The sequence below is a fragment of the Deltaproteobacteria bacterium genome (assembly GCA_005879535.1).
In the GTDB taxonomy this organism is placed as follows: Bacteria; Myxococcota; Myxococcia; order Myxococcales; family 40CM-4-68-19; genus 40CM-4-68-19.
In genome coordinates this window covers 17209-41191 of the sequence record VBKI01000049.1, presented here as the reverse complement: position 1 = coordinate 41191, position 23983 = coordinate 17209, and the positions used below count along the sequence as shown (strand labels likewise).

General features: G+C 68.0%; 21 protein-coding genes. 9 read left to right on the top strand and 12 right to left on the bottom strand.

The genetic code is table 11. The annotated features are described in order from the left end of the window. Positions 1-19: 19 nt before the first annotated feature. On the top strand, positions 20-1165 hold the full coding sequence (locus tag E6J58_05810; protein ID TMB40288.1) for a metallophosphoesterase: 1146 nt from the start codon (positions 20-22) through the stop codon (positions 1163-1165). 1 nt (position 1166) lies between these two features. On the opposite strand, the gene E6J58_05805 is transcribed toward E6J58_05810, so the two are convergent. Together E6J58_05805 and E6J58_05800 are read right to left on the bottom strand one after the other, a co-directional pair. Beyond that, positions 1167-1643 (bottom strand): hypothetical protein, encoded by a 477-nt coding sequence (locus tag E6J58_05805; protein TMB40287.1) that lies wholly within the window; start codon positions 1641-1643, stop codon positions 1167-1169. A gap of 90 nt (positions 1644-1733) precedes the next feature. Beyond that, complete coding sequence (locus tag E6J58_05800) at positions 1734-2945, bottom strand: hypothetical protein (GenBank protein ID TMB40286.1); 1212 nt, start codon at positions 2943-2945, stop codon at positions 1734-1736. 223 nt (positions 2946-3168) lie between these two features. Here E6J58_05800 and E6J58_05795 point away from each other — a divergent pair, with 223 nt between their 5' ends. The 4 genes from E6J58_05795 to E6J58_05780 all read left to right on the top strand — a co-directional run bounded on the left by E6J58_05795 (position 3169) and on the right by E6J58_05780 (position 8697). Continuing rightward, the gene (locus E6J58_05795; GenBank protein ID TMB40285.1) at positions 3169-3840 is read left to right on the top strand and encodes a TVP38/TMEM64 family protein; all 672 of its coding nucleotides are present in this window, start codon (positions 3169-3171) and stop codon (positions 3838-3840) included. A 210-nt stretch (positions 3841-4050) separates the two neighbouring features. Then, positions 4051-5694, top strand: a complete 1644-nt coding sequence (locus E6J58_05790) for a radical SAM protein (protein TMB40284.1) — start codon at positions 4051-4053, stop codon at positions 5692-5694. A gap of 292 nt (positions 5695-5986) precedes the next feature. Continuing rightward, positions 5987-7117, top strand: coding sequence for a hypothetical protein (locus tag E6J58_05785; protein ID TMB40283.1), 1131 nt, complete (start codon positions 5987-5989; stop codon positions 7115-7117). After that, positions 7012-8697, top strand: coding sequence for a sensor histidine kinase (locus E6J58_05780; GenBank protein ID TMB40282.1), 1686 nt, complete (start codon positions 7012-7014; stop codon positions 8695-8697). Before E6J58_05785 ends, E6J58_05780 begins: the two co-directional genes overlap by 106 nt. On the opposite strand, the gene E6J58_05775 is transcribed toward E6J58_05780, so the two are convergent. From E6J58_05775 to E6J58_05745, 7 genes are all read right to left on the bottom strand, one after another. Continuing rightward, the gene (locus tag E6J58_05775) at positions 8658-10046 is read right to left on the bottom strand and encodes a sigma-54-dependent Fis family transcriptional regulator (protein ID TMB40281.1); all 1389 of its coding nucleotides are present in this window, start codon (positions 10044-10046) and stop codon (positions 8658-8660) included. The two genes, E6J58_05780 and E6J58_05775, sit on opposite strands and share 40 nt — an antisense overlap. Before the next feature lies 1 nt (position 10047). After that, positions 10048-10764 carry a sulfoxide reductase heme-binding subunit YedZ gene (locus E6J58_05770; protein ID TMB40308.1) on the bottom strand — a complete coding sequence of 239 codons (717 nt, stop codon included), beginning with the start codon at positions 10762-10764 and terminating at the stop codon, positions 10048-10050. Beyond that, on the bottom strand, positions 10644-11570 hold the full coding sequence (gene msrP, locus E6J58_05765) for a protein-methionine-sulfoxide reductase catalytic subunit MsrP (protein TMB40280.1): 927 nt from the start codon (positions 11568-11570) through the stop codon (positions 10644-10646). Before msrP ends, E6J58_05770 begins: the two co-directional genes overlap by 121 nt. Positions 11571-11619: 49 nt before the next feature. Next, positions 11620-12237, bottom strand: a complete 618-nt coding sequence (locus E6J58_05760) for a hypothetical protein (GenBank protein TMB40279.1) — start codon at positions 12235-12237, stop codon at positions 11620-11622. Between the two features lie 93 nt (positions 12238-12330). Next, a complete protein-coding gene (locus E6J58_05755) occupies positions 12331-14931 on the bottom strand; it encodes an AsmA family protein (protein TMB40278.1) in 2601 nt (866 codons plus the stop codon). A 34-nt stretch (positions 14932-14965) separates the two neighbouring features. Beyond that, the gene (locus E6J58_05750; protein TMB40277.1) at positions 14966-16003 is read right to left on the bottom strand and encodes a 23S rRNA (adenine(2503)-C(2))-methyltransferase RlmN; all 1038 of its coding nucleotides are present in this window, start codon (positions 16001-16003) and stop codon (positions 14966-14968) included. 18 nt (positions 16004-16021) lie between these two features. Beyond that, a complete protein-coding gene (locus E6J58_05745; protein ID TMB40276.1) occupies positions 16022-16675 on the bottom strand; it encodes a hypothetical protein in 654 nt (217 codons plus the stop codon). Here E6J58_05745 and speA point away from each other — a divergent pair. Beyond that, positions 16584-18665: a biosynthetic arginine decarboxylase gene (speA, locus tag E6J58_05740; protein ID TMB40275.1), complete on the top strand. Its 2082-nt coding sequence runs from the start codon at positions 16584-16586 to the stop codon at positions 18663-18665. The two genes, E6J58_05745 and speA, sit on opposite strands and share 92 nt — an antisense overlap. On the opposite strand, the gene E6J58_05735 is transcribed toward speA, so the two are convergent. After that, a complete protein-coding gene (locus tag E6J58_05735) occupies positions 18666-19970 on the bottom strand; it encodes an FHA domain-containing protein (protein ID TMB40274.1) in 1305 nt (434 codons plus the stop codon). A gap of 95 nt (positions 19971-20065) precedes the next feature. Between E6J58_05735 and E6J58_05730 the strand changes: the two genes are divergently transcribed. Then, positions 20066-21328 carry an ATP-grasp domain-containing protein gene (locus E6J58_05730; protein TMB40273.1) on the top strand — a complete coding sequence of 421 codons (1263 nt, stop codon included), beginning with the start codon at positions 20066-20068 and terminating at the stop codon, positions 21326-21328. 32 nt (positions 21329-21360) lie between these two features. On the opposite strand, the gene E6J58_05725 is transcribed toward E6J58_05730, so the two are convergent. Continuing rightward, positions 21361-22668, bottom strand: a complete 1308-nt coding sequence (locus tag E6J58_05725; GenBank protein TMB40272.1) for a radical SAM protein — start codon at positions 22666-22668, stop codon at positions 21361-21363. 3 nt (positions 22669-22671) lie between these two features. Continuing rightward, positions 22672-22950, bottom strand: coding sequence for an oxidative damage protection protein (locus E6J58_05720; protein TMB40271.1), 279 nt, complete (start codon positions 22948-22950; stop codon positions 22672-22674). A 124-nt stretch (positions 22951-23074) separates the two neighbouring features. Between E6J58_05720 and E6J58_05715 the strand changes: the two genes are divergently transcribed. After that, a complete protein-coding gene (locus E6J58_05715) occupies positions 23075-23608 on the top strand; it encodes a phosphatase PAP2 family protein (protein ID TMB40270.1) in 534 nt (177 codons plus the stop codon). A gap of 49 nt (positions 23609-23657) precedes the next feature. Then, positions 23658-23936 (top strand): GlsB/YeaQ/YmgE family stress response membrane protein, encoded by a 279-nt coding sequence (locus E6J58_05710; protein ID TMB40269.1) that lies wholly within the window; start codon positions 23658-23660, stop codon positions 23934-23936. Positions 23937-23983: the final 47 nt, after the last annotated feature.

The following is a 23983-nucleotide window of genomic DNA, read 5'->3' as shown; positions in this document are numbered from 1 at the left end:
GATCGGGCATCCTGTTTCCGTGGCGCGCCTGCTTCCCTTCCTCATCTTCCTGCTCGTCGCGCTCACCCTGGCCGGCGGAATGCACTACTACATCTGGGTTCGCCTCGTCCGCGACCCGCATCTCCCGCAGGCGTGGGCGCGCGCGCTCACCGTCGCCATCGTCGCGCTCGGCGTCATGATGCCCGCGACGGTGATCGCGGCGCGGCTGCTCGGATCGTCCATGGTGCGGCCGGCCATCTGGCTCGCATTCATCTGGATGGGGGTCGGGTTCCTGCTGGTCGCCTTTCTCGGGATCGCCGATTTCGGACGCCTGGTGGCGTTCGCGATCGCGCGGGTGCGGTCACCCACTGACGCCGATCCCGCCCGCCGCGTGCTTCTCGCGCGTACGCTGGCGGCGGGAGTGGGCGGTGTGGTGGCTGGCCTTTCCGCGGCGGGACTGCGCAGCGCGCTTGCCGGCGTGGAAATCAAGGAGCTGGACGTGAAGCTGCGGGGACTGCCGCCGGAGCTCGCCGGCTTCCGCATGGTACAGATTTCCGACGTGCACGTCGGCCCCTTGCTCCGCAGGGACTGGGTGGCGCACATCGTCGAGCGGATCCGCGGCCTCGCTCCGGATCTGGTGGCGATCACCGGCGACCTCGTCGATGGGCGGGTCCACGAGCTGCGCGACCACGTCGCTCCGCTGGCGAGGATCGAGGCGCGCCGCGGTGTGTACTTCGTCACCGGCAACCACGAGTACTACTCGGGAGTGGAGGAGTGGTACTCGCACCTGCCGAAGCTCGGCGTCCGCCCCCTGAGGAACGAGCGCGTCGAAGTGGCGCCGGGACTCGAGCTCGCCGGGATCGAGGACCCCACCGGAAATCCCGATCTGTCGACAGCGCTGGAAGGCCGCGATCCCTCCCGCGCGCTGGTGCTGCTCGCGCATCAGCCGCGCCAGTTCGCCGAGGCGGCGAGGCGCGGCGTGCCGCTGACGCTGTCGGGTCATACGCACGGCGGACAGATCTGGCCGTTCTCCTGGCTGGTCGCGCTGGCGCAGCCATATCTCGCGGGACTGCACCGCCGCGGGGATTCGCAGCTCTACGTCAGTCGCGGCACCGGGTTCTGGGGCCCCCCGATGCGCGTCTTCGCGCCCGCGGAGATCACGCTGTTCAGGCTCCAGCCGGCCTGATTCAGCGCGCGGCGGCGAACCAGGGCAACACCTCGCGCGGCAAATGTAGCGATCGGTAGAAGAACTCGGCGCTGCCGATGGCGACCTTGTAGAGCGCGCGTTCGAGCGGACGCTGCAACGTCTCCGCGAACGCGCCGGCGTATCTCAGGGACGCGGCGTAAAGATGGACGATTCCGACGCAGCTCTCGCGTAGCTCGCCGCGGCCTTTCAACATCGGAAGCGAGAAGCGGTGCGCAAGCCAGCGTGTTGCGAGCGGCCGCAGGGCGGCTTCCGCAGGCGGGATCCAGCGGGCGAGAGCGGGCTGCCAGTCTCGCAGGGCGGCCCTCAGCCGGTTCGAGTCGAGCAGCGGCGCGGGATCGATGACGTGGATGAAACGGCGGTATCGCGCGACCGCTTCGCCGAGCAGATCGGGTCCGTGCGCGGCGATGCTGTCGCCGAGGAAGCGCAGGAACGGTTGCGGGTCCTCCGGTTCCACCACCTCGAACGCTGCTTCGTTCCCGACCTCGAGGCGCCGATACGCGTGCGCGAGCGACGCCAGGATTTGCCAGACGGGCCTGAAGGGAAACTTTCATGCCGTCATCTTACCGTCGATCATCACCCATTCGGGCGTAGCGAGAGACTCGGGGGCGAGAGAACGGACGGCGAGAACGCTTGCCCGCGCTCCGACGGCGAGGCTGCCGAGATCGCCAAATCCGAGCAGGGTAGCTGCCGCCGAGGTGGCTGCGGCGAGCGGATCGACGCCGGCTTCGGCAATGAGCGCCATTTCGCCCGCATCGATGCCCGGCGCCGTGTTCTCGTTGCCGAGGTCGGTGCCGTAGGCGATCCGCGTCCCGGCATCCGCCAACGCGCGCAGCCGGGCGGGGTCGACGGCGAAGGCGCGGAGCGTCGAGATCACCCACTTGCCTTGGAGACGCCCGAGAAGGTCCCGTGGCAACGGATCGCGCGGCGTGTGCGCGAGGACGTCCGCGCCCGCGTCCAGAGCGAGCCGCACCGACTCCGTTTCGAGCGCATGCGCGGCGACCCGCAGCCCGAGATGGCGAGCTTCCTCCGCGGCCGCCCGGGCGACTTCCGGGCCGAGCAACGGAAATCGCGGATCGAAAGCAAGCTTGATGAACCTTGCGCCGCGCTGCGAGAGCCGCAGGACCGCCGCCCGCGCGTCGGCGGCGGTCGCGAGCTCCAGGCCTTCGCCGTTCTTCCCCCACGATCGCGTCGGGTACCCGCCGGGCGCCGTCATGAGCGGCCCGGAGAAGCGAACGCGCAGCGGCGGATGATCGAGCGGCAGCGTGCGCTCCGGAGCTCCGAGATCGAGAACGGCCGCTACCCCGCCCTTGACCTGCGCGCGGGCGACGGAGGCCGGCTCTCCCGCGACGCTCAAGTGCACATGAGCATCGATGAGAGCGGGAACCAGGGTAAGCCCGCGCGCGTCGATCGTGTTCGCGCCGCGCGGCGCGCGGGCGGCCCGGGCGCCGATCTTCGTTCCATCGATTCCAAGGGCCGTCGCTTGCGGTCCCGGATCCGCGAGTCTTGCGCCGACGATCCAGAGCACGCGGCCGAGATTAGCAGGTGTATGCTCGTCGGATGCCCGACGAGGCCGATGAGCTGATCCTGAAGATGCAGCACCTCGAGGCACAGGCGCGGGCCCAGCAGGACGCGCGCACGAAGCAGGCTGACGTGGCAGGCCTGCGAACCGCCGCGCAGCGTCTCGCTGCGGAATCGCAGCACGATCTGGCGGCCGCTGAAGCGGCGGAGAAGGCGGCCGCGGAGAAGCAGGAGCGTGCACGCAGCGGAGGGGTTCCGCCGCTTCAGGCCGCGGATCTTCTCGCGCAGGGCAAGAGCGAGGCGAACGAGGCGAGGACGCGCGCGGTCAAGGCGCGTGCCCGCCTCAACTTCGCGCTGGACCGCATGGACGAAGCCGAGCGCCGCGAGTGGGAGGCACTCCAGGCAGAGGCGCGGGCGGAAACGCACGCGCAGCTCGCCGAAGACCCGCTGTTCAAGAAGACCTGATGGCGCTGCGCAAGGCGGCGCGCGTTCTCGCGGCGTTGGCCGTCCTGTTCCTGCTCTACGCGCTCGTCCGCCAGCTTCCGCTGCTCCGCTGGATCGTGGAGGGAGCGAAGTTCGTCCACGCGCTGGGGTGGCCGGGCGCAGTGGCGACCCTCGGCGCGATTTATCTGATGACGCTGTTGCTCTTGCCGATCATCCCGCTCATCGTCGCTTGCGGCTGGCTTTACGGGCCCGCTGGGTCGATCATCTCGCTCACCGCAGCGGTCGCGAGCGCGGCAACGTCGTTCAGTGTTGCCCGCGCCTTGGGCGGCGCGGCGGCCGCGCAGGCGCTGCTCGAGCGGCCGAAAGCGCGGGCGCTGGCGAATCTGGCTGCCGAAGGCGGCTTCCTGACCGTCACCCTGATCCGGCTCTCGCCGCTGTTGCCCTACACGCCCAGCAACGCGGTGATGGGGCTGACGCCCATGCGCCTGCGCGATCTCGTGCTGGGAACGGCGATCGGCATGGCGCCCGGCACGTTCCTCTATTCGTGGGCCGGCTCGCTGTTGCCCAGCGTCGAGGCGCTCGAGCAAGGCGAGGCCGTCCACGGGACGGCGGTATGGATCCTGCTGGCGGTCGCGCTGGTCGCGGCGGCCATCCTCGGAAGCGCGGCAGCGCGGCGACTTCGAAAGGTGTAGTCTCGTCGCCGCGACTACGCGGATCGGCGCGCCATCAAGAGGCCGTCGATCACGTCGCGCAGGACGGCGAGCACCGCTTCGGGATCGGGCCCGTCGAGAATGGGGGTATCCTGGGCGCCGAGCACGGCTCGTCCCGCGACGGAGCCTCCGGCATTCCGGGAGAAGTGAACGGGAATCAAGCGCCCTCCTGCACGGAGGTGGCGCACCGCGATGATCTTTTGCTTTTGCGGAGTCACGAAATCGCGTCGCGAGCAATTCGCGCGCCACCTTCAGGGCCGGGGAACTGGCCGCTCCAGCCAGCACTCTGGCCCCGCGGCGAAGCGCGCACCGATTGAGTTCTTTCGGCGTTGCCGCGCGATCCCGCGCCGCGAAACCGCGCAGGTCGAGGCCCGGTTCCGAGCCCCGAAGCGCGGCCGGAACGCTGGCCGCCGGCCCGGAAACTGGCTCGTCTCCTCTGGGGGAGAGACGCTGAGAGAGCTGGCACCACCGTTGCGTAGGGGTCGCGCAATGCAGCTCTCCCGATTCGTGGTCGCCTACGAGAACGTTCGGCCGGGCGAGCACGTCCTCTACAGCGTGATCGAGGATCGCTACGCCGGCATCGACGAAGCGACGCTCCGCGCCATCGCTCGGTGGTCCGCGGGGAATCAGCCGGCGACGGCGGACGAGCGCGAAGCGCGGGACGCGCTGGTCGAAGACGGATTTCTCGTAAGCAATCGCCTCGAGGACGATGTCAGGGTCCGCGCATACCTGGACAAGGCGAGCGAAGGCGTCCCCGGCACGATGTACGTGACCTTGATGCCAACGCTGCAGTGCAACCTCGCCTGCAACTATTGCTTCCAGAAGGAGCACCCGTCGTTCACCAAGATGTCGGCGCCGACCGAGGATGCAACGCTGGAGTGGCTCCTGCGCCAGGTCGACGAGCGCGGACTGCGCACGCTGCAGGTCCATTACTTCGGCGGCGAGCCCACCACGCGCAAGGACTACTGCCTGCGCACCGCGCAGGTGCTGTCCGCTTCGATGAAGGCCCGAGGCGGCACGTTCCGCTGGGACATGACCACGAACGGCATCCAGCTCGACGTGGAGTTCGCCCGGAAGATGCATTCCTTCGGCCCCGGCGCCTTCAAGGTCACTCTCGACGGCGACAAGGAAACGCACGACCGGATGCGCGTCTATCGCGACGGCCGCGGCACCTTCGACGTGATCTTCGACAACGTCGTTGCGCTCGCCCAGGCCGGGTGCAAGGTGTTCGTCGGGGGGCACTTCTTCCCCGACCAGGCGGCCTCGTTCGAAGCGCTGCTCGATCGGTTCGAGAAGAGCGGCGTCGCGCCGCTCCTTGCCGGAGTGATGTTCCGGCCGATGGTCGACACGCAGCAACGCAGTAAAGGCACTTGCACCGGCTGCAGCGAAAAGCAGGAGACGCAGACGCTGGTGCAGCTCAACGCGTCGATCGAGCGCCGGAAGATGACGCCGACTGCTCATCAGGGCAGGACGCTCGAAGGCCTCCTCGGGCCCTGCGAGCTGCACTGGAAGAACAACTACACCATCGATCCCGAAGGCCGCGTGTACAAATGCCCGGTGGTCGCCGGGCTCCCGGGACTCGAGGTCGCGCACGTTGCGTCCTCGGCACCCGAGAAGGTGGCGCCGCTCGTCGAGCTGAGGCCTTGGGAAAAATGCGGCGATTGCCCGTATCTCCCGGTGTGCGTCGGCGGGTGCCTGGGCGGGAAGTTCCTGAAGACTGGCCGCCGCGACGAAGTCGCCTGCAAGAAGGACATGTTCGAGTCGAGTTTCCGCGAGAGCGTCGTCCACCGCTACCTCACGGAGTTCCCGCAACCGGAGTGGACGGAAACAGCCTGACCAACACTGGAGACACCCATGAAGATCAACCGGTCGAAGAGGAAGTCCGTGCGCGTTCCGACCGTCTGCGGAATGATCGTGATAAGTCCTCCGGTCGCATGACCGCGGCGCCTTTCGCAGCGTTTGACTCCGCAAAGCCGTACTGCGAAAGGTGGCAGGCAGCGTGTATCGGCTATTGCTGTTCAGTATCATCCTGGGCTGCACATCGCCGCCATCACGCGAGGCGTTCGTCGTCAAGCTTGCCATGTGGGGGCCGTTGGGCGAACTGGCCCCCACGGGCAACGAAACCGCCTTGGCTTCCATCGCCCAGCCATGGGTATATGAGAGGCTCGTCACGATCGACGCCGCAGGGGAGCTGAGGCCAAGCCTCGCCGCCAGCGTCGATCGCTTGTCGAACAAGGAGCTGCGCGTCGAGGTCCGACGCGACGCCACCTTCAGCGACGGGACGCCGGTGACGGATGTGGATGTCATCCAATCACTGGAGCCCGCCGGCTTGCGGGCAATCAAGTCGGATGGCGCCCTGCTGATCGAGTCGCGCCAGGAAGGCCTGCCAGCAGACGCGTTGCTCCTGAATGCGCTCATCTTCCGCCGCGTGCAGGACAAGTTCCTCGGAACTGGACCCTTCGCGGTTGCGTCTCAGACGCCGACGGAGCTCCGGTTGGCGCGGCGGATCCCGGCGGCTGGACGGATCAATGACGTGCGCATCATTGCCTACGACACTCCTCGCGATGCTTTCGCGCACACGCTCAAAGGAGACACGAATCTGATCGTCGATGTGGAGTCGCGCTGGCTCGAGTTCTTCAGAGGCGTGCCATCGCTGCAGATCATCCGCGGCACGGGACGAAGTACGGACTCCATTCTCTTCAACCCCGAATTGCCGCGATCCGAACGATTACAGCTCGAACGCATCCTTGGTTCGCAACGCGTGCGAGACCTGGCGTACGACGGCGGGGAGTGCGCCGAGGGGAGCGGCGGCGATGAGCCGGGCCCCCCTGCAGGACGGCCTTTGCGCGTCGTGAGCTGGGGCCCGTTCGAGCGGCTTGCGCTGGCATCGCGACGTGTTCTGGCGGACCGGGCCGGCGAAGTTTCCCAGCTGGTGCCCGAAGAGGCGGTATCGCGGGTGAGGAATCGCGATTTCGATCTGGTGACGGCGCGTCCGCTCCGATGGCCACCGAGCGCGCTCGCTCTCGTATGGCGGACCGGAGCACCGTACAACCTCATCGGATACTCGAATCCCGCGGTCGATCGGGCCGTCGATGCCGGTGACTGGAGGGCGGCTCATGCCGCTCTTCGCGAGGATCCCCCCGGTGCTTTCGTATGCACCCGCGAACAGATCGCGGTCGTCGACGTCAGGATCGTGAATCCGAGGCTCGGGCCGTACGAGGCACTCGAAACACTGCCCGAATGGGAGATCGTGCGGTGACGCGGCGCCGCATCGCCTTGCTGCTCACTGCGCTGATCGCCGCGAGCGGCGTCATCCCGGTCCTCCTTCTGGCCATCTTTGGCCTGCGGATCCTCGGTGACCGCGGCGAGCGCGCGTCGCAGGAGGCCCTCGAGGCAATCGCCGCTCAGGCCGCGGCACGCATCGCCACGTACATCGCGCAACAGCGCGAAATGCTGCGAGCGATCGGCACTGCCGTCGCGGACGAGTCAGACGCCGTACGGCGTCTCGCCGACATAGCCCTCGATGCGCCGAGCCTGGGCAAGCTACGTCTCCTCTCCGCGGATACGCCGCAGCGCGAGGTGCCACGGATGCTCGATCGCGACCGGATCGCCGCGGCGCTGCGGGGCACCGAAGTCGCCTCCGAGACGTACATCGCGGAGCTATCGCCGGCGATGGATGTCTGCGTTCCATCCGGCAAGCCCGGCCGCGCCGTCTGCGCCACGCTGGATCTGCTCGAGTTGCAGCGTCAGGTCCAGCGCATCCGCGTCGGCGAGCAGGGATATGCGCTCGCGTTCGATCGCAGCGGCCACCTCGTCGCGGCAGGCTCCGGTTCGATGCGGGCCGCGGTCCTCAGCGGCGAGCCCGTGGCGGAATCTCCGTTTGCTTCCGCCCTGGTGAAGGGGACGCCCGCCCCCGCGCGGCTACGCAACGGTGAAGGCCGCGACTTGATCGCGGGATGGGCTTCACTCCCCGATCTCGGCTGGAGCATCGCCGTCGAGCAGCCCGCGGACGAGGCGCTGCGAGGAGCTCGCACGGCGCTGCACTTCCTCGCCTTCGGAGCCGCCCTCACGTTGCTCATCTCCATCGCGGTCGGGTACATGCTCGCCCGGCGGATGCTGACGGCGCTCGAGTTGGAAGAGCGGTTCAAGACCGCGGGCCGGATCGCCGTCGGCGTCACTCATGATCTCGGGCATCGCCTCATCGTCCTGCAGCAGATCGAGCAGCTCGCCGCCATGAACGACGCCGACTACCTGCCCCGCATCCGCGAATCGATTGGCGCGGAAGTCGGAACGCTTCGCCGTTTCGTCTCCGACTTCTCGGATCTGACGCGCGAAGCGAAGCCGGCGGAATTCCTTCCCATCGAGCTGAACGCCTTCGCCGAGAGCGTCCGCGCCGGAGGGCAGGGATACGCAAAAGAGGCAAACATCGGGATCGACGTGCAGCGCGCGCCTTCCGATCTGTGGGTGCGCGGGGACCGCTACCTGTTGGAACGGGCAGCCCTGAACCTGATGCGCAACGCGATCGAGGCCTCAGAACCCGGCTCGGCGGTGCGGCTACGCGTGGGGCGCGCCGAGCACGACGCGCTGTTTACGGTGGAGGATCAGGGAGGAGGAATCGCTCCCGAGCGGATTGCCACCCTCTTCGACTCCTTCTCGTCGACGAAGCGGACTGGCGCGCACGTGGGAATGGGCCTTCCGAACGTGCGTCGGATCGTGGCGGCCCATGGCGGCCGCATCACGGTGAAGAGCATCCCCGGAAACGGGAGCACGTTCACTCTGTCCCTGCCGCTCAGCGGCGATCAGTCGTCGTCGCCTTCGGCGCCCGCCACGATGCCATAAGACTTGAGCTTCGCCTTGAGCGTCGAGTAGCCGATCTGCAGGTGCTCGGCGGTGCGCTTGCGGTTCCACTGGTTCCGCTTCAAAGCCTTGCGCAAGAAGCTCCTCTCGAAGGCGAGGATCGCCGCCTCCAGGCTCTGGCCCGCCTCCGCTTCCGGAGTGGCCGCCGCCGTGAGCGCGAAGTCGTACGGAAGGTCCGACTCCTCGATCACCTGCGAGTCGCAGACCACGGTCATCCGGGCCATGATGTTCTCCAGCTCGCGGATGTTGCCCGGCCACCGATACCGCTCCAGGAGCTGGAGGGCGCCATCGGAGAGCGTCTGCGGGAGGCGGCCGTGCTCGGCGGCGTTCCGGGCGAGGAAGTGCTGTGCCAGATCGCGGATGTCCTCGCGCCGTTCACGCAGGGGCGGCAGCTCGATGGGGACCACCTTCAGACGCCAGAAGAGATCCTCGCGAAACCTTCCTTCCTGGACGAGCTTCGCGAGCTCGCGGTTGGTGGCGCAGATCACGCGCAGGTCGAGCAGGATGGGCTTCTCTCCACCGACCCGCTCGATCTCGTGCTCTTGCAGCGCGCGGAGGATCTTCGCCTGGAGGTCCAGCGCCAGATCGCCGATCTCGTCGAGGAACAACGTCCCGCCGTTCGCCAGCTCGAACTTGCCCAGCTTCTGCCTGTCGGCGCCAGTGAAGGAGCCGCGCTCGTGTCCGAACAGCTCGCTCTCCACCAGGTTGGCGGGAATGGCTGGGAGGTTCACGGCGACGAACGGACTGGTCCTCCGGTCGCTCCGGGCGTGGATGTAGCGCGCCAGCACTTCCTTGCCGGTGCCGCTCTCACCGGTCACCAGCACGGTGACGGGCTTGGCGGCGATCTTCTCCGCCACCTGCACCACCGCGCGCATCCGCGGCGAGGTCCCCAGCACCATGGGCCGGCCGACGTGGGTGGCCTCGACGTCGTGCAGCCGCTCCAGCTCGCGGCCCGCGCGGAGCTGGGCCAGCGTCTTTCGTATCCGGGCGATCAGTTCGGGCGGGGAGAAGTCCTTGGTGACGTAATCGAGCGCTCCGGTATGCATCGCCTCCACCGCGACGGCGATGTCCTTGAGCACCGAGCACATGATCACGCCGACGTCCGGGTGCCGCTCCCGCATGATGCGCAGCGCTTCCAGGCCACCCATGCCCGGCATCTGCACGTCGAGCAGCACCAGATCGAACGCGGTGGTGCGCATCCGCTGCAGGGCCTCTTCACCGGAAGAAGCCATCGACGACTTCATCCCGCCCTTCTCGAGGATGAAATGGATGTTCTGGCGAAGATTCGCGTCGTCGTCGACGATCAGGATGCTGGCGGCGCGAGAGGACATCTCATGGCGACTCTACCACCCTCGCCCTCCGCCGCGCCGCTTCCACCGCGCGCACCAGCAGAAGCGCGCCGATCACTCCCATCCAGGCCACCGTCTCGAGCCGCGGCGTCTTGAACCGGAGCAGGAAATGGAAGCTCGCCAGCCCACCGGCCAGGTACACCAGCCGGTGGAGGCGCTTCCAGCGGCGGAAACCGAGGCGCCTTTGCCAGCCCTGCGTGGACGTGATGGCGAGCGGCAGCAGCAAGAGCCACGTCCCCATCCCGAGAAAGATGAACTTGTGCTTGAGGACGTCCTTGGCGATGGCGTGAATGTCGAACCCCTGATCGATCACCGTGTAGGTGAGCAGATGCAGGCAGGCGTAGAAGAAGCAGAAGTCGCCGAGGAGCTTGCGGATCCGGATCGGCCAGTTCCAACCGAGCAGGATCTGCGCCGGGGTACAGGCGAGCGTGAGCGCGAGCAGCACGAACGTGATGTACCCGAGGTCGTTGAGGAGCGCCTCGATGGGGTTGGCCCCCAGGCCCGAGGTGACGAGCTGGACGGCGAGCCAGAGCGCGGGCACGCAGCACGCGGCGAACGCTCCGGGGACCAGCGCCTTCTTCAATAGAACTTCCTCAGGTCCATCCCGGCGTACAGCGAGGCCACTTCCGGGTAGCCGTTGAACATCAGCGTCTTGCGCCGCGCGAACTCGCCGATGCGCCGCTCTTTTGCCTGCGACCAGCGCGGGTGATCCACGTCCGGGTTCACGTTGGCGTAGAAACCGTACTCGACACCGCCCCCATACTGGTTCCAGGTCGTGGCCGGCTGCGTCTCCTGCAGCTTGATCCGGACGATGCTCTTCGCCGACTTGAAACCGTACTTCCAGGGAACGATCAGCCGGATGGGTGCGCCGTCCGGGTTGGGAAGCGCCTCGCCATAGAGACCGACGACCAGCAGCGCGAGCGGGTGCGTCGCCTCGTCGATGCGCAGGCCTTCGAGGTAGGGAAAGGGGATTCCCGCATATCCCTTCACTCCGGGCATCTGTGGCTGCACCGCACTCTCGAAGGCGACGTACTTCGCCCGGCTGGTCGGATCGTGCTTCTTGAGAAAGTCGGCCAGCGGAAACCCGTCCCAGGGGATCACCATCGACCACGCTTCCACGCAGCGCAGCCGGTAGACGCGCTCCTCGATGGGGAAGGACTTGAGGATCTCCTCGATGTCCCACTTCCGCGGCTTGCCCACTTCGCCTTCGACGCTCACCGTCCACGGGCGCGTCTGCAGCTTGCTGGCGTTCTCGCTCGGGTCCGACTTGTCGGTCCCCAGCTCGTAGAAATTGTTGTAGGTGGTGATGTCCTCGTAGGCGTTCTTCTTCTCCTCCGCCAACGCGTACTTCGGATTCGCGGTCACGCCGGCGAGCTTCGCTCCGTGCTCCACCTTGGCCTTTGCGAAGGCGGGAAGCGACAGCGCGAGCGCGCTGCCAGCGCCGAGCTTCAGGAACTCGCGACGACGGACGTAGAGCTGCTTCGGCGTGATTTCAGACGAGGACATGCGTGACCTCCACGCCCTTCTGTACGCCGTTTCGACCCCGCCGGTTACGTCAGGCTTCGGCGGATTCGGCCTTGCGCACGATCGGCGGCACGGGCGCCGGCAACGGCTTCGGCTGCTCCGGCGCGGCGACGGCATTGCCGCCCTTCTGCCGGGCGTTCCACCGCTCGCGCGCGGCGCGCTGTTCATCGGCGCTCAACTCGGCGCGGTGCTGATCGCAGATGAACCCGGCGCGCGGGCCGCGGGACCGGTTGGGGCACCCTTCCACGCGGCAGCTCATGTCGAGGGGCCGGCGCGGCCGCGGAGACTTGGCGGGAAGCCGCACGATGCGCTGCGCGGGCACCGCCGTGGGAAGCTTGCCTTCCGCCTCCAGTCTGCGGTTGCGCTCGAGGATGCTGCGCTGCTCGGCCGCGGAAAGCTTGCTCGCGTGCTCCTTGCAGAACCACCGGTTGCGCGGTCCGGCCCCCGGCTTCCCGCAGCCGGGCACCGGGCAGAGCCTCCCCGAACGCCTGCCGTCGAGCCGCATCCGCCCGGTTGCGCCGCCGATCTGCATGCGCGAAAGCGCGGCGGATACCTGCTCCTCCACTTGCCGGGCAATGACCGCGGTCAGCTCGCGCGTGAACCGATCGATCACCGAGCGAAAAGACGCATCCTTCGTCTGATTTGCCATTGATTGTTCCGTGTGGATAACGCCACCCGCAAGCGGCGTCGAGCGGGTCCTTGTATCCCGGGCCGGCCCGCGGCGCGAGCGAAAAAGTATCCACTACTTTCCGAACAGGCCTTTCAGCCGGTTTTTCGCCTCCTCTTCGACTTTTTTCTTCTGCGCAGCGGCTTCCGCCTCCGCGCGCTTTTGTGCTTCATCCTGGACCTTCTGCGCCTTCTGCTCCGCCGCCTGTTGGGCCTTCGACGAATCGACGCCGAAGGCGCGACCGACGAGCGCGGCGCCGCCCTGCTTCACGATCTCGTTCACCGCGGGCTTGAGATCGAGATCGGCGACGCTCGGGCTCCACGCGGGTCCCACCAGCTTGAGCGTGACCGGAATCGCGCTCGCGGGCTTCACCTTCCCGCCGGTGATGGCGGAGATCGTTTCCGGCGAGAGCGAAACGGTGCCGGGTAGATCGAGCGTCCCGTCCATGCGCATTCCGCCCGAGAACGACATCTCCGCCTCGGGGCGGGAGATCGTGATCGGATTCTTCAGCTTCGCGACTCCCTTGTCGATCGTGACTCCGAACGGCAGCTTCTGGCCGAGGTTGGTGATCCCGCCTTGGGTCGTCTTCCCGGCGAGACCGGAAGGAAGCGCCTTCGACAGAGGTCCCGTCACCGAGCCGAGGATGTCCTTGCCGTAGAAGACGCCGTCGAGCACGTTGCCGTCGAGCACTCCGGCCAGCGTCTTCTCCAGGTCGCCCGCGCCGCGCAGGTCGATGGTGCCATTGAACTTGCCGGCGACCAGCTTGTGGCTGGAACCCAGCGCGACGAGGTTCTCGAGCCCGACGTTGTCGAGCTTCGTCACCAGGTGGAAGGGATCGTCCGGGTGCGCGAGGCGCATCTCCGTGCCGCCGGCGTTCACCGTCCCGCCGAAGGCCTTCAGCTGCGCCGTGTTCACCTTGACGTGGTCCTCCTGGACGACGACGTCGGCGACGATGTCCGTGACGGTCTGCTTCTTCATCGTCAGGCGCGCGATCTGCACCTTCGCGTGTCCGGAGAGGCCCTTGAAAGTGGCGGGATCGAGCGGCTTGCTCTCCTTCTTCTTCGTCGAGGGCATGAGCATCCGGTCGAGATCGAGATGCGAGGAGGCGAGATCGAGATCGAACTGCTTCGTCGCCTTTGCTCCCGCGCCCTTCATCTCGACCCAACCTTTGCCCTGAAGCTCGTCGTCGAGCACGTGCGCCTTCACGTCGGCGAGCTCGATGCGTTGTTCCGGGTCGGTGCTCGACTTGTTCGTCTTCCGCGTCCCTTCGACGGAGAGGTCGAGGCGACCACCGGGCTTCTTGTCCAATGACTGCCCGGGTCGCAGATCCACTCCGGCGAGATCGAGCTTCGCATCGAATCGGATCGGCCCGTTGTTTGCGGCCGCGCCCTTGGCGTGAGCGACGAGAGTCATCGGCGCGCCGGCTGCCTTCGCCATCTGCTCCGGAACGGTCACTCTCACGGGTGTCAAGTCGACGCGCAGCTCCAGCGCCTGGGCTGCCTGCGTGCCGCTGGCGCGGACCGTCAGGCCGATGGGGCCCGCGAACATGTCGCCCAACGACTTGCGGAGCGGCGGGTAGTACGCGGCGAGACGCGCGGGATCGAGGTCGTGCGAGACGATCTCCAGTCCCTCGATCCTCGGCGAAGGCGACGTCAGCCCCTTGGCGGTGCCGTGGCCGGTGATTCCGGCAGGCCCGAGATCGAGGCGGAGCTTGTCGATCCGCATGTCTCCGGCGGCGGCGTCGCCCTTCAAGTCGGTATCCAGCACCACGTCGAGCTTCTTGCCGCCCTCCGCCCCCGCGAAGCGGAGTCCCGCGAGCTTGATGACACCCTTCACGGCAGTCGGGCCGGAGCCGCCGGGGACCGCTGCGCCGAGCTGCGCATCGAAGTCGGCGTCGAGCGTTCCCGACTCCAGGCCGATGTCCTTGCCGGCGAACGGCCCCAGGGGCCCGATGTCGATGGGTGGATTGACGTGGAGGGCGACGCTGGTCGGCATCGGCGTGAGCGTGACCGGCAGCGGCGCCGTCTTCACCCGGACCTCGAGGTTCTGCTTGTCGGCGAGAACGGCGGCCTTGAGCAACACCTCCAGGGGCTTTCCCGAGCGGAGGTCGTTGACCTCGACGTCGAGATGCTGGACAGCGAGCTCCTTTGCCCCGCGCGTCGCCTTGTCGATGAACGCGACCTTTCCTTCGCGCAGCGCCGCGTGGTCGACGCGGAGGAACGAGAGGTCGGACTGCTTCTCGTCCTTCGCCTTCTTTTCGGAGCTCTCGGCGAGCTTGTCCTGGAAGCGCTGCAGATTCGTCGTGCCATCGGACAGGCGCTCGACGTTGACCGTCAAGCCCTGCACTTCCGCCGAATGGACCTGTACGCTCTTGCCGCCGGAGAAGAGCGCGCGCAGCAGCGCCACGCGCACTTCGACGCGCTCTAGGGCCACGAGCGGCACGTCCTCGCCCGAGGCCGCGCCGATCTGGACGTCGGACACGCGTACGCCGAGCCCGGTGAGGAGCTTCGTGGCCACGCCGCCGATCTGCACCGGCCGTCCCCACTCCTGCGACAGTTCCTGGGCCTGTTCCCTGGCCTTGGAGGTAAGGATCCCGTCGAGGACGAAGGAGAGGATGATGACCAGGACGACGACGACCGCAACGACGATTGCGACGGCCTTTTGCCAGCGCTTCATAGGGCGGCAAACCTAGGACACGGGCGACAAGGTGTCAGCCCGCAGCCGGCGCGTTGCCCATCGCACGACGCGCGCCAGCGAGTTGCCCGCAAGCGCCGCCGATTTGCTGCCCGTGGGGCATGCGCAGGAGCGCACGCACGCCGTGTCCCGACAGACGTCTCTGAAACGCGCGGCAGCGATCCATCGGCGGCGCCACCTGCCCCGCCACGGGGCCCGGATTGAGCGGGATCAGGTTCACGCGGACGTCGAGGCCTTCGCAGAATCGCGCCAACGTGTCGGCGTCGGAATCGGCGTCGTTGACACCCGCGATCAGCGTCCACTGCAGCAGGACCGAGCGGGGCGCGCGGGCGATGCACTCGCGCAAATGCGTCAAGCTCCATTTTCTCGCTACCGGCAACAGAGCGCGGCGCTGCTCCGGGTGGATGGCATGCAACGAAACGGCCACCTGCGCCTTGGTCCGCGAGAACAGCTCGTCCATCCGCGGGACGATCCCCACCGTGCTCACCGTGATGCGCCGCTCTGGCACGGCGAACCCGCCCGGCTCGCGGAGGACGGCAATCGCCCGCAGGACCTCCTCCAGATTGTCCAGCGGCTCCCCCATCCCCATGAAGACGACGTTCGCGGGTCGCGCCCCGAGATGCCGGGCGGCGAGCGCATACTGGACGACGATCTCCGCGGCGCTCAGATTGCGCACGAGCCCGAGGCGGCCCGTTTCACAAAAGACGCAGCCGCGAGCGCATCCGACCTGCGACGAGAGACACACCGTCCACCGCTCCCTGCGGCGCAGCTCGGAAGCGGGCTGGTGGATGAGGACGGTCTCCACGAGCTCGCCATCCCCGAGCCGGACCGCGAAGCGGACGGTGCCGTCGCTCGACTTCGCCGCGTCGGCGTGCGGACGGACCGGAGCGTCGCTGAACGCTGCCAGAAGGTCGCGCGCAGGCGATCCGGCGGTGGGACGCCCCGCTGCTTGTGCGAGAAGAAAGCGCGCCAGGGTCCGCGCCGCGCCTGCGGTGGCGCCGCGCTCGCGCGCCCACTCGAAGAGCGCGTCGCCCGTCATGCCGTAGAGATCCACGTGCTCCTTCTAACTCCGCTACGGCCTTCCTGCCCGGTTGCGACCTTCGACCAGCGTTCGATAGACGCCGCTTGCGAGCCAGGTCGGAACCGCCGCCGGCCGCTGGTCCCAGTAGTTGGCGACGAGCGTGACGCGGAGACGTCCGGCCGGCCCGGGTACGCGTCGGCCCGGGGCCCTCCCGCGCGCATCGAGGACACCGTGGAGCAGGTTGCCGGCGAAGACCGCGTAGCGGTTGCGATGCGGCGCGACGGTTTCCAGGCGAGTCGCGGTCGATCGGCCCGGGACCTGGTCTGTCACCGCGAGCTGGCCACCGCGCACGGCATTGAAAAAGAAGACGCTGGAGACGAGGGGGTGGCAGCGCCTCCGGCCTTTGACGTCCTGGTCGAAATGGAAGTCGACGGGGATTGACGTCGTGTGCGCGCGTCCGATCCACCATTCCGCTCCGAGGGCGGAGCGTGCCCGCGCGAGAGGCCACAGGGCCAGCACGGCCTCCTCTAGCGGATGCGCCGGCGTCGCGCCGCGCGGCAGCCAGAACGTCGTGAAGTAGCTCTGCCGCAAGCGCTCGCCTCCAAGGCGCGAGATGGCGGCGCGGGCGCGGCGGACCAGCGGCTCCGGCAGCGCATCGTCGATCACGCGCACGAGCGCTTGTGATCGCCCGCCGCGCTGTGGCACATCCGTCGGATCAATGTCGAATCCCGACTGGTCCATCGAGAGGTCGCTGCAGCTGTACAACATTCCTGGCTGGGGCGCGGGGTACTTCAGCATCAATCCGAAGGGTCATCTCGCCGTCCACCCCTTCGGCCAGCCCGGCCCGGCGATCGATCTGATGGACGTCGTGGACGACATCCGCGAGCGCAAGCTGGGATTTCCCTGCGTGGTGCGCTTCCAGGACCTGCTGCGCAGCCGGGTGAAGCAGCTCAATGACGTCTTCCGCAACGCCATCGCCCAGCATGGATACCGGGGCCAGTACTTCGGCGTGTACCCCACCAAGGTGAACCAGATGCGCGAGGTGGTGGAGGAGATCCTCGACGCCGGCGCTCCGTACCACTTCGGCCTCGAGGCGGGCAGCAAGGGCGAGCTCCTGATCGTGCTCGCGCTCAACACGGATCCCGAGGCGCTCACGATCTGCAACGGCTACAAGGACGAGGAGTACCTGCGGCTCGCGCTGATGGGCCGCAAGCTGGGACGAAAGATCCTCGTCGTCATCGAGAAGCTCTCCGAGCTTCCGCACCTGCTCCGCCTTGCGGAGGAGATGAACGTCCAGCCGATGATCGGTCTGCGCAGCAAGTTGTCCACCAAGGGCACCGGGAAATGGGAGTCCTCCTCGGGAGATTTCGCCAAGTTCGGCCTCACCACCCCCGAGCTGATCCGCGCGGTGGAGATCCTGCGCTCCGCCGGAAAGGTGGACGCGGCGAAACTGTTCCACTTCCACGTGGGCTCGCAGCTCACCGACATCCGCACCGTCAAGGACGTGGTCAACGAGGGCGCGCGCTTCTACGCCAAGCTGCGGAAGATGGGGCTCGCAGCGCTGGAGTACTTCGACGTGGGAGGCGGCCTGGGCGTCGATTACGTCGGCGCACGCAGCACTTCTTACGTCTCGTCGCTGAACTATTCGATGGAGGAGTACGCGGCCGACGTCGTCTACACGGTCCAGCAGATCTGCAGCAACGAAGGCGTTCCCGAGCCGAACCTGGTGTCGGAGAGTGGCCGCGCGCTGACCGCGCACCACTCCTGCCTGTTGATGAACGTCTTCGGACACATCGAGTTCGGAGAGAACGGCGCGGTGCACGAGGAGCCGTCGGCGAGCCCCGGGCCGAACGCGCCGCCCGATGCGGTTGCGCCCGTTCCGGACGGGACGGCGCAGTCGCCCATCGTCCGGGAGATGCGCGAGATCATCTCGGGAATGACGCCGAAGAACTCCGGCGAGGCCTACAACGACGCCGTGGCGAAGAAGGAGCAGGCGCTGACGATGTTCAAGCTCGGCATCCTCGGCCTGGAGGAGCGCGCCGCCGTCGAGGGGCTGTTCTGGCGCCTCTGCCGCCGCCTGGTGGAGATCAACAAGAAGCGCAAACGCGTGCCCGGACCTACCCGCGGCCTCGACGACCGGCTCGCCGATCAGTACATGGCGAATTTCTCGCTCTTCCAGAGCGCGCCCGACCACTGGGCGATCAACCAGCTCTTTCCCATCGCCCCGCTGCACCGGCACACCGAGCAGCCGACGCGCGATTCCACCATCGTGGACATCACCTGCGATTCCGACGGGAAGATCGACACCTTCATCGAAGGCGAGACCGTCGACGAGACCATCGCGCTGCACCCGCTCCGCCCCGGCGACCCGTACTATCTGGGCATGTTCCTGACCGGCGCCTACCAGGACATCATGGGAGACATGCACAACCTCTTCGGGCGCGTGCACGAGGTGCACGTCTTCGTCGACGACGACGACCCCGAGGACTACTACATCGAGGAAGTGATCCCGGGCGACACCATGGAGCGCGTGCTGGCGCGGGTGCAGTACGAGCCGAGCGATCTGGCGAAGCGGGTAAAGCAGGCGCTGGACGGGAAGGTCCGCGAAGGCCAGGTGAAGCCGAAGGAGAGCGTCCAGCTCACCGACTTCTACGAGCAGGCGATGCGCGGGTACACCTACCTCGGGACGGAGTGATCATCCGCGCAGCCGGAGCGCGTCCAGCTTGCGCAGCAGGCTCGAGCGGGCGATGCCCAGCTCCGCGGAGATCGCCCGGCGGTTTCCGCCATGGCGCGCCAAAGCGGCGCGGATGGCCAGCTCCTCCAGCTCGTAGAGAGTACGGCCGCGCAGCTCGACAGTGGACTCGGCTGGAGCCGTTGCGCCCGGTTCGCACACGCGCGGCGCCCAGGCACGCGGCGGCGAGTCGTCGAATCGAAGCGCATACGCCCGGATCACCTGCGCTTCCGAGAGGAGGGATGCGAGCTGGACGACGTGCCTGAGTTCCCGGACGTTGCCCGGCCAGGGATGGGCGAGGAGCGCTGCCCGGGCGTCGGGCGCGAAGGACCGGTCCGGAGGCAGGAAGTGCTCGGCCAGCGGAAGGATGTCGCGAGGACGCGCGCGCAAAGGCGGCAGCTCCAGGGTCACGCCGCGGAGGCGATAGAAGAGGTCCTCGCGAAAGGCGCCTTCGCGGATGCGCAACCGCAGATCCTGGTGCGTGGCGCACACGACGCGCACGTCGATGCAGCGGGGTTTCGGCGCGCCGACGGGCTTCACCTCGCCGGCCTCGAGGGCGCGCAAGAGCGTTACCTGTAGTCTCGAGGGCAGGTCGGCGATCTCGTCGAGAAAGAGCGTTCCGCCGTCGGCGGCGCCGAACGCGCCCGGCGCGCTGGTGATGGCGCCGGTGAACGCGCCTTTTTCATGTCCGAACAGCTCCGCCTCGGCCAGCTCGCGGGAGATGGCGCCGCAGTTCAACGGCACGAACGGACCTCCGCTCCTGTCGGAGAGCTCGTGGAGGGCCCGCGCCGCCACCTCCTTGCCGGTGCCGCTCTCGCCCAGGATGGTCACCGGCAGGGACGACGGAGCGGCCCGGCGGAGCAGTTCCAGCACGGGAGCGAGCGCCGGATCGCGCGCGACGAGGCCGGGAAGCGTGGCCTGCAGCCGCGGTGCCGTCTCCTCGATGCGCAGCTCCGCCGACCCGACGCGGATTCTCGCGCCGGCGTCGACGTCGGCCTCCGCGATGCGGGCGCCGTCCAGGAATGTGCCGTTGGTCGAGGCCAGGTCCTTGAGGAGCCAGCGTCCGCCGTGCGGCAACAGCCGGCAATGGAAGCGCGAGACGTAGCGGTCCTCGAGCACCACCTGGTTGGTGGTGTCGGCTCCGACCGATACGGTGCTCTGCAGTCCGATCACTCCCCCAGGGAAGTGCAAGGCGAGCGGCTGGGGTGCTGGCGCTTCGCGCGGAGAGTCTGCCGTCACGCGGTCCGCGAGCGCAAGGATCGCTTCCATGTCGTCTCCGCTTCAGGTCGCGATCACCTTAGCGAACCCACGGATCGCAGAACATCCGATCGCTGACCGAGATCGCGGTTATGATTCCCGGCGCCATGCCTCCCGCCGTAGTCCTGGTCCTACCCAAGTCGGGCTACCGCAACGACGATTTTCTCGCGGCGGCGAAGCGGCTCGGCGCGGAGGTGATCGTAGCGAGCGACGTCTGCCACCAGCTCGCGGACGAGTGGGCGGCGGCTCCGGTGGCGCTGCGATTCCGCGATGCGCAGGCAGCAGCCGACGAGCTCGCGCGCGCCGTACGGGAGCGCAAACCGGTGGCCGTGATCGGGGTGGACGATCTGACTGCTCTCGTCGCGACCCTCACCTCGGCGAGGCTGCGGCTTCCGCACAATCCGGCGGAAGCGGTCGCGGCGGCGCGAAGCAAGGCGCTGAGCCGGGCGAAGATGCGCGACGCCGACGTCGCGGTGCCGCGCTTCGAAGTGGCGTCCCGGGACATCGGCGGGGACGACCTGGAGGCGCTGTTGCAAAGAGCGCCCTACCCCTGCGTGGTGAAGCCGCTCGTTCTCTCGGGCAGCCGCGGCGTGATCCGCGCCGACGATCCGCAAGCGCTACGCGCTGCCCTGAAACGGGTTGCGGCGCTGCTGAGCTCGCCGGACGTCGCGCAACGGCGCGATGCCGACCTGGAGCGCGTGCTGATCGAGGAGTTCGTCCCGGGACCCGAGGTGGCGCTGGAAGGCCTCCTGATGCGCGGCCACCTGCATGCCCTCGCGATCTTCGACAAGCCGGACCCACTGGACGGTCCGTACTTCGAGGAGACGATCTACGTCACCCCTTCCCGGCACCCGGCGCCTTTGCAGGACGCGATCGCGCGCGAGGTCTCCCGCGGCTGCGCCGCGCTCGGGCTCGCCGAGGGGCCGGTCCACGCCGAGCTGCGCCTTTCGCCGTCGGGTCCGCGGATCCTGGAGATCGCGGCCCGCAGCATTGGCGGCCTCTGCGGCCGCGCGCTGCGGTTCGGCGTCGGCGTGACGCTGGAGGAGCTGATCCTCCGGCATGCGCTGGGCATGACCGGCGACCCCCCTCCCCGCGAGAAACGTGCTTCCGGCGTGGTGATGCTGCCCATCCGGCGGCGCGGCGTGCTGGAGGAGGTGCGCGGCGTCGAGGAGGCGCGGCATGTGCCTCTCGTCGAGGACGTCGCCATCACCGCGCATCTGCGCGAAGAGCTCGTTCCCTTGCCCGAGGGAGCGTCGTATCTCGGCTTCGCCTTCGCGCGCGGCGACACGCCCGAGCAGGTCGAACAGGCGCTGCGCCAGGCAGCCGCGCGCATCGAGGCGGTGGTGACGCCCAGGCTCTCCGTGACTTAGATCCGGCCGAACTGGCCGGCGGTGGGCTCTGCTCAACAGAACCAGGGTTCCGTCAGGCGCGGCACGCTCCTGCGGCGCCGCGGCGCGCGCGCTGCGGTCTGCCGCCGGGAGGCGTGGTTGGCGACCGCGCGGAGCTCGTCGAATCCGGCGCCTTTGCGCGCCAGCTCGGCCGACTCGCGCCAGAGAGCGTCGACGTTCGGGTCTTCATGTTCCCAACGCCACGTGAAGGCGTCCGCGTCGAAGCCGCGCAGCCACGGCCCCGAGTCGTCCAGAAGCAGAGACCCTGGGGGAAGCAGCAGACGCAGGGTGTACTGGACGGGATCGATGGCGTCGACGAGGTCGTGCTCGACCGCGAAGTCGAAGAGCGCCGGCAAATCCTCGAGAGCGGTCCAGGGCGTATATGGCAAGAGCGTCGGCCGCAGCTCTGCTCCAGCCTCGCGCACGGCCCTGAGAGCCTCGGGAACGTCTGCGGCGACATGACCTTTGTGCAGCGCCGCGAGCACCCGGTCGTTGAGCGATTCGACCGCGCTGGTGACGAAGATCATCCCGCACTGCGCGAGATCCGCGAGCAGCGCCCGGTGCTGGAGCAAGTGCTCGATCTTGATCGTCGCGTCGAACGAGACCTCGGGCCATCGCGCGTGCAGCTCGCGCACGATCCGCAGCGCATGCGTCGGGCCGTTGAGGAAGTCCGGATCCCCGAAGCTGACGTGCCGTGCCCCCACGGCGATCTGCTGTGCGACGTCGGCCAGCACGGTTTCTCGCGGCACGGCGACGAAGCGGCCGCGATACACGGGAACGATGGGGCAGTGCCGGCAGAGATGCTTGCATCCCTGCGAGGCATCGACGGAGGCGACCAGCCGCTCCTCGCCGTTCCAGGAGAGCTTCGCGTACCGGTCGAGCAGCGGGAGCGACGCGCGGGACGGGACCGCCACGTCGCGCTTGCGAAGTGCGACGGGCGCCGGTTCCCGCCCGGCCTCCATCGCGCGCGCCAGCTCGACGAGCTCGTCGGGGTTCTCTCCGGCGACGAAATCGCCGTGCCGCTCGCGCAGGTGCTCCGCGTTGAGCGTCGCGTAGAGGCCGAACAGCGCCACGCACCCGCCCACCTCGCGCGCCTTGGCGGCGACGCGAACGCCGAGCTGCAACGCGGTGTGCATGGGGACGCTGATGAGCACGAGGCGCGCCCTGGCCAGCGCTTCGATGGAAAGCTTCTCGACCGAGATGTCCTGGGCTGCCGGCGAGAAGCCCGCGCGTTCGAGAGCCGCGATCGCCGCGGCTGCCGCCACCGGCTGCCGGCCGAGCTCGTAACAGGAAACGACGAGGATCTCGCCCGGCCCGCGCACTCCTCAGCCCTTCGCTGCGGGCGGCTTGTAGTCCGGCGGAAGTTGCGCGCCTTCGCCGAAGAAGAACTTCTCGGCCTGATCGAAGAGCACTTGGTTTGCCTGCTCCGACCCGCCCGCCAGCCGATACTCGTTCATGACCATCTTGAAGTGCTCGAGCCACATCTTCCATGCGTCCTGGGAGATGGTCTCGTAGATGCGCTGCCCCAGCTCGTTGTTCCAGGGCTTGAAGTCGAGGCCCGGGAGCTCCTTCCCGAGCTTTGCACACTTCACCATCCGCGGCATGCGAACTCCCGTGTGGGCGACCTGTATAACCCAACCCCGTGCGCCGGCGTGCCTGCGGGCGGGCAGGCTGTGAAGCGGTCGATCGCCTTCCTGCCAGCGCCCGGTAAGTGCTACGGTTTTCAGGTTGGTCGCGCCCCCCGTCATCGACCTGCAGCTGCTTTCGCTGCTGAACCGCCCCGGCGTGGGGTGGCTCGACGCCGTGATGGGGGCGGCGTCGAATCGCGGAGTTCTTCTTGCCGTGGCGGCGCTTGCGGCCATTTACCTCTGGATCAAGTCGCCCCACCGCGCGCTCGCCGCCATCCTCCTCTGGGCGGCGATTGGCGTCGCCGACCTTCTCAGCGTCCGGGTGGTGAAGCCAGAGTTCGGCCGGGTCCGTCCCTGCAACGCGGATCCCGCGCGGGTGCCGCACCCGCTCGGCTGTGGTGCGGGGCAATCGTTTCCCTCGACGCACGCGAGCGACACCGCTGCTGCGGCGGTGGTCTTGTCCTGGGCGGCTCCGCGGCTCTCGCCGATCGGCATCGGGTTGGCGCTGCTCGTCGGTGTCTCCCGCGTCTATCTCGGCGTGCACTGGCCCACCGACGTGATCGCCGGCTGGGCGCTCGGCGCCGCAGTAGGGGCGGCCCTGATCTCGCTCGCCCGCTTACGCTACCTTCGCTGAGCTGACGTGCTTACGGTTGTTTTCAATCCTCTAAGACAGGAAACGACCTATGCACATCATCGGCTTCATCATTTTCGGACTCGTGATCGGCCTGTTGGCTAGAGCGATCTATCCCGGCCGGCAGGCCATGGGTTGGCTCGCGACGGCCATCCTTGGAATGATCGGGTCGCTCGTCGGCGGCCTCATCGGGCACGCGCTGTTTGGGGGCGCCTCCCAGGCGGACGGCTCATGGGGTTTCACTCCTGGCGGATGGATCTCGTCGATCGTCGGCGCGGTCGTCGTGCTTTGGGCGTACATGGCGCTCGCAGGACGGCGAAAGACGGTCTAGCCCGCTGCGATAATTCGTTTGACCTCCAACGAAGTTCGGACAAAAGA

Bases quoted from the DNA above. Each gene is read 5' to 3' on its own strand.
- E6J58_05795 (TMB40285.1), top strand. From the start codon at position 3,169: ATGGCGCTGCGCAAGGCGGCGCGCGTTCTCGCGGCGTTGGCCGTCCTG.
- E6J58_05790 (TMB40284.1), top strand. From the start codon at position 4,051: ATGATCTTTTGCTTTTGCGGAGTCACGAAATCGCGTCGCGAGCAATTC.
- E6J58_05780 (TMB40282.1), top strand. From the start codon at position 7,012: ATGCACCCGCGAACAGATCGCGGTCGTCGACGTCAGGATCGTGAATCC.
- E6J58_05775 (TMB40281.1), bottom strand. From the start codon at position 10,046: ATGTCCTCTCGCGCCGCCAGCATCCTGATCGTCGACGACGACGCGAAT.
- msrP (TMB40280.1), bottom strand. From the start codon at position 11,570: ATGTCCTCGTCTGAAATCACGCCGAAGCAGCTCTACGTCCGTCGTCGC.
- E6J58_05760 (TMB40279.1), bottom strand. From the start codon at position 12,237: ATGGCAAATCAGACGAAGGATGCGTCTTTTCGCTCGGTGATCGATCGG.
- E6J58_05755 (TMB40278.1), bottom strand. From the start codon at position 14,931: ATGAAGCGCTGGCAAAAGGCCGTCGCAATCGTCGTTGCGGTCGTCGTC.
- speA (TMB40275.1), top strand. From the start codon at position 16,584: ATGGCGGCGCGGGCGCGGCGGACCAGCGGCTCCGGCAGCGCATCGTCG.
- E6J58_05735 (TMB40274.1), bottom strand. From the start codon at position 19,970: ATGGAAGCGATCCTTGCGCTCGCGGACCGCGTGACGGCAGACTCTCCG.
- E6J58_05730 (TMB40273.1), top strand. From the start codon at position 20,066: ATGCCTCCCGCCGTAGTCCTGGTCCTACCCAAGTCGGGCTACCGCAAC.
- E6J58_05720 (TMB40271.1), bottom strand. From the start codon at position 22,950: ATGCCGCGGATGGTGAAGTGTGCAAAGCTCGGGAAGGAGCTCCCGGGC.
- E6J58_05710 (TMB40269.1), top strand. From the start codon at position 23,658: ATGCACATCATCGGCTTCATCATTTTCGGACTCGTGATCGGCCTGTTG.